The sequence below is a fragment of the Priestia sp. P5_B4 genome (assembly GCF_056400385.1).
Map to the genome: position 1 here is coordinate 1 of NZ_JBFULJ010000235.1, position 5154 is coordinate 5154.

The 5154-nt window shown below is 40.5% G+C and carries 5 protein-coding genes; all 5 read left to right on the plus strand.

Annotation, left to right across the window (positions count from 1 at the left end; genetic code table 11):
• Nucleotides 1-488, plus strand: a 488-nt coding sequence (locus tag AC1DRF_RS16275; protein WP_477741152.1) for a glycosyltransferase family protein, incomplete at its 5' end; no start/stop codon positions are given.
• Nucleotides 489-501: 13 nt separating this feature from the next.
• Nucleotides 502-1569 carry a glycosyltransferase family 4 protein gene (locus AC1DRF_RS16280; protein ID WP_477741153.1) on the plus strand — a complete coding sequence of 356 codons (1068 nt, stop codon included), beginning with the start codon at nt 502-504 and terminating at the stop codon, nt 1567-1569.
• Between the two features lie 108 nt (nt 1570-1677).
• Nucleotides 1678-3201 carry a pectate lyase family protein gene (locus AC1DRF_RS16285; protein WP_477741155.1) on the plus strand — a complete coding sequence of 508 codons (1524 nt, stop codon included), beginning with the start codon at nt 1678-1680 and terminating at the stop codon, nt 3199-3201.
• 164 nt (nt 3202-3365) lie between these two features.
• Nucleotides 3366-4562, plus strand: a complete 1197-nt coding sequence (locus tag AC1DRF_RS16290) for a methyl-accepting chemotaxis protein (protein WP_477741154.1) — start codon at nt 3366-3368, stop codon at nt 4560-4562.
• Nucleotides 4563-4568: 6 nt separating this feature from the next.
• On the plus strand, nt 4569-5078 hold the full coding sequence (locus AC1DRF_RS16295; protein ID WP_477741156.1) for a methyl-accepting chemotaxis protein: 510 nt from the start codon (nt 4569-4571) through the stop codon (nt 5076-5078).
• Nucleotides 5079-5154: the final 76 nt, after the last annotated feature.

Below are 5154 nucleotides of genomic sequence, written 5' to 3' on the forward strand. Positions count from 1 at the left end.
GCGATGATGTATGGCACGCAGAAAAACTTACAAAACAAGTGGCCTTTATGCTTGAAAAAAACTGCGCTTTTTCCTATACAGGGTACAGCATAATGAACGAAAAAGGTGAAAAAACGGGCGTTGAAGTAAACGTTCCTAAGAGTGTTGATTACAAGACGCTCGTAGGAAATACGATTATCGGCTGTTTGACAGTCATACTGGATAAAAAACAAATTTCCGAGATTTCAATGCCAAACATTCAGCCTGAAGACACGGCCCTGTGGCTGTCGCTGCTGAGAAAAGGCTATACTGCTTACGGCCTTCAAGAGTCACTTGCTTATTATCGTCTTGTATCTCGCTCCGTTTCTAGAAACAAGCTGAAAGCAGCGACAAGGTATTGGAAGCTACTGCGCAAACAAGAGCGGCTGCCTCTATGGAAAAGCGCCACTTATTTTGTGCAGTACAGCGTAAATGCGTACGCTAAAAGTAAAAACCTCTCAAAATCGTAAAGGATGTGAAGTCTTGAAAAACGTACTTTTAATTACGGATAAATTGATTACAGGCGGAGCAGAAACGTATTTTTGCAAGCTCGAAAATCAGTTGAATCATCCGGATATTACCGTATATACAGCAGCTGCAATGGGAGAACTATACAGTAAAATTCAATATAAAAAACGGTTCACGCCTTTAAGCAGGAAAAATCATCTTCACAATCTTTATATACTTTGGAAAAAAGTGCGTGACTGTCAAATTGACATCATTCATGCCAACAGCCTGCGTATGGTGATGTATGCAGTATGCGTAAATCGAATGCTAAGAAAAAAAGTAAAAATACTTTATACAAAGCATAATGTAACGGTGCTTGAACAAAAAGCAAAGGGTCTATTTTGTAAACTCGTAAACTCTTTTGTGCATGGAGTGATTACCGTCAGCCGCTTTGAACAAGAGCAGCTAATGAATATCGGCGTGAATAGCGGGAAAGTAACAACGATTTATAACGGAGTGGATTTAGATCAGTTTGTGTTTAAAGAAAAATCATCTTCACTCGATTGTCATATTGGCCTATTGGCACGAGCTTCAAAAGAAAAAAATCACGAACTGTTTATCGAAATTGCCTCATTGCTCCGAGATTATGAACATATGAAGTTTCATATCGGAGGAGGAGGACCTGAGCTGCAGCGAATTCAAGAGTTTATTCACCAGCAAGGCTTATCTGAAAAGATAAAGATATGGGGAGAAGTAGAAGACCCTGAAGCGTTTATTACAAAAATGGATATGCTTCTTTTAACTTCTCATCGTGAAGTCTTTCCAATGGTTGTTCTAGAAGCAATGGCCGTTGGCACACCGATGATTTCAATTGATGTAGGAGGCGTGAAAGAAGCGATAGCAAATGGAGACACGGGCTATTTAATCCCCACTTATTCACCTCAAGCATTTGCTGAGAAAATCACTGAGCTGTATGCTGAGCAAGAACAAAAGCAGCGATTTGCTAAAGGAGCAAGAGAAAAAGTCGAACAGCACTTTACGTCGAGTCAAATGATTGCATCAACTGCTAATCAATACGTAAACATGAGCGGAAAAAGCTTCTAAAACGGAAGCTTTTTTTCTATGAAAACAGTGAACCATAGGTAGTCAAAACGCATAAAGTAATACAAGCAGTACATGCTTTACACCTGCTGAGAAAGCGAGATGAATTTAATGGAAAACTGCAGTGAAGAAAGAATAGTCGACGCCGCTTGTTTTGGTGTGAAAAGAGACGGCGTGACGAATGATGCACCTGCGATACAGCAAGCAATTGATTACGCAGAGGCTAACAAATTATCACGAGTACTACTAACAGGAAACTATACGTACGCCATCGCATCACCCCTTGTGATTAAACCGTCTATTTCGTTTGAAATGGACAGCGGAACAAAACTTAAAGTAACGGGAAATTATCATGTATTTACCCTTCAAAAAGATGCTTCCATTTCAGGTGGAACGGTTGAAGTGACTGACCAATCATTTACGTCTTCGGTCATTTATCTTCACGGATCGCAGCAATTAGAAACAGGAAACAAAACGACGATAAGCAACATCAGCATGATTAATACGTCAGGCGCTTATAATGGAAAAGGCATTTATTTTTACTGCCAGAAAGCGTGGGATTTTATCAGCTTTGTGAACGTATCCTTTGTACACCTTCGCAACTTTGAAAGGGGTGTGCTGCTGCAAACCGAAAAAATTACCAACATCAATACGCCTGCATGGATTAACGCGAATAACTTTAGCTATTTATCGATTGACGGCTGTCAGTATGGAATTGATGTGGCCGGCATCAGTGACGTGCCGTATGAAACGTCGGGAAACAGCTTTGTTCATTTTCAAATGCAGTGCCGCAGCCAAACGAAACGAGCAATTAAATGTTCAGGTGCTTACAATACGTTTGAAGGGCATATTTGGGATACGTATTTGATGAACGGAGGAGAACCGCCCGTAGAATTTACGAGTATCTCACATCGAAATCAGCTTGCCTCTAACCTTTTATCCACATCGATTTTGAACAACGGACAGTATAATGACATTACGTCTCCTTTTGAACAAACCCGAAATATATTTGCCCTAGGACTTCCGGGAACACCTGATATCATCGGCAATCAAGACGATATTTTCGTACAAGCTGATAAAAAATATACCGTCAAACAAATCGCTGGAAAAGCCCCGTACGGAGGAAGCATCAGCAACTGCTTCAGCTTAGTTGATGAACAAAGCATGAACTATCTCGACGTGCCGGCTTCAGCTCCCGTTGTGATTGAAATGGACTTTACTGCAAATCCAATTAAAATGCTGAATATGGCTGGCGTTTCATTTGGATGGGGCGAGTCACCTAAAAATATTAAATTTGAATATCTAACAGCTCTAGACGGTGCGTGGACAACGGCAAAAGACGTAAAAAACAACTTAGGAAACACGGTAACGGCAGAAGTGCGAGCCAATACGCTGTATAAAATGAGACTTACGCTAAGCGAATATACAAAAGACCACAAACGCTTTCGAATTAACCGCATATTCGGTACGTCTTCYATGATGCCAGGTTCCTCTTGGGTGGCAACGTCCGGAAGCAAAATGTACGGAAACCTCGAGTTTCAGCAAGGAAACAGCCTGATCCTTAAATCTCCTGACGGACAAAGCTGGAAGCTAAGCGTCGATAACACAGGGAAAGTCTCGGGGACAAAAATCTAAGTAGAGAAATTACTTTTAACCCAGCTTCTTTTTATAAGAAGCTATTTTTTATGCCGATAAAAAGTCACGAGCGTACTATGGATAGAACAACCTCTATGACCGATAGATATAACGAAGTGTGAAAGTGAAAGCAGAAGAATACATCAGCGAAAAGGGGAAATGTTATGGGGGCATTACGAAATCTGAGTATCTATCGAAAGCTGCTAGTCATGGTTATAATTTCAACAATTTCACTTATTGCAGTCGCCGTGATCAGCTATTTTTACACACAGCGAATTACTGACAGCTCGGAGTCTATGTACAATGACCGCCTGCAGCCAATCAGGCAGTTAGGGCAAATTCGTACGAATAACCGAGCGATTGATGCAAATACGCTTGAAATGATTTTATCAAAAGATGAAAACTATCAGCGTAAGCGTCTCGATGAAATTCAAGAAAAAGAAGCGGAAAATAACAAGCTCATGGCACAGTATAAAAAAACATTTTTGCTAGATAGTGAAAAAGAAAAACTAGCTCTATATGAAGAAAATATAGGTAACTTAACACAAGCAAGAAGTGAAGCTATACAGCTTGCTCAAGATGAAAAAGGGGACGAAGCCTATAACGTTTTTTCTAAACAAATCGTCACTCTGCGTACAACCATAAACAACACGCTAGATGATCTTCAGACGATAAATAATAACGAAGCAAAAAGCATTTACCAAAAAAATAAGCAAAGCGCAAAATCAGCGGTTACTACTCTTTTACTCGTCAGCGCGTTGGTCATCCTACTTACAATAGGGATTGGACTTCTGATTGCACGCATGATTACAAAACCATTAAATGATATTAAAAATCTTATGGAAACAGCAAAAGACGGGGATTTTCAAGTGAAAGGCACCTACGAATCCAAAGATGAAATCGGCTTACTTACAGCTTCATTTAATAAAATGATTGGCGGATTAAAAGAAATGATTATGTCCGTTGGAAACATTTCATCAACCGTGGCAGCTTCTTCAGAAGAACTAAGCGCGAGCGCAGAACAAAACAACAGTGCGATTGAACATATTTCAAGCATTACTGAAAAACTAGCCTCAGGATCCAACCATCAAGTGAATCAAATTCAAGAAAGCTCCACTATTATTCACCGCATTACGAACCAAACATCAGAAGTTGTTGAAAATGTCGAGCAAATCACCAAGCGAGCACTCGATACAGCTGCGATTTCAAATAGCGGAACAGCGACCGTTGAAACAGCAGCCAAACAAATGAAATCAATTAACGACAACGTCACTGAACTCTCATCTGTTTTTCAAGGTCTTAGCGAACACTCAGCGAAAATTAGTCAAATTAACGATGTCATTACAGCCATCGCCGACTAAACGAATCTGCTTGCTTTGAATGCAACTATTGAAGCCGCAAGAGCAGGAGATCACGGAAAAGGCTTTGCCGTTGTGGCAAGTGAAGTACGAAAACTAGCAGAAGGCTCATCCAACTCAGCTAGTCAAATCAAAGATCTAGTTAGCTTAATTCAAAGCGAAACAGCTCGAACGCTTCAATCTATGACGGTCACCACTAAAGAAGTAAAAGAAGGCCTAGCAGTAGTTGAACAAGCAGGTACATCGTTTATGCAAATTAACGAAGCGGTACAGCACGTAGTGGATCAAATTAAACAAATCGGAAACGCTATTCATAATCTAGCCAAAGATACGCTTGAAGTCCAGCAGGCGATTCACGAAGTAAATGGCATTGCTGAAGAAGCGGCAGCCGGTGCGCAAAATGTATCAGCTACAACGGAAGAACAGCTTGCTTCCATGGAGGAAATTGCTTCATCTGCGATGGATTTAGCGAATATGTCAGAGGAGCTGCAAGAATTGATTGCTAGATTTAAAATATGAGAAAAAGCATGGAGCGCTTGCTTCATGCTTTTTCTCATGAAATAGAGTTATAAAAACGGAGTATTAAGCCTAAGCC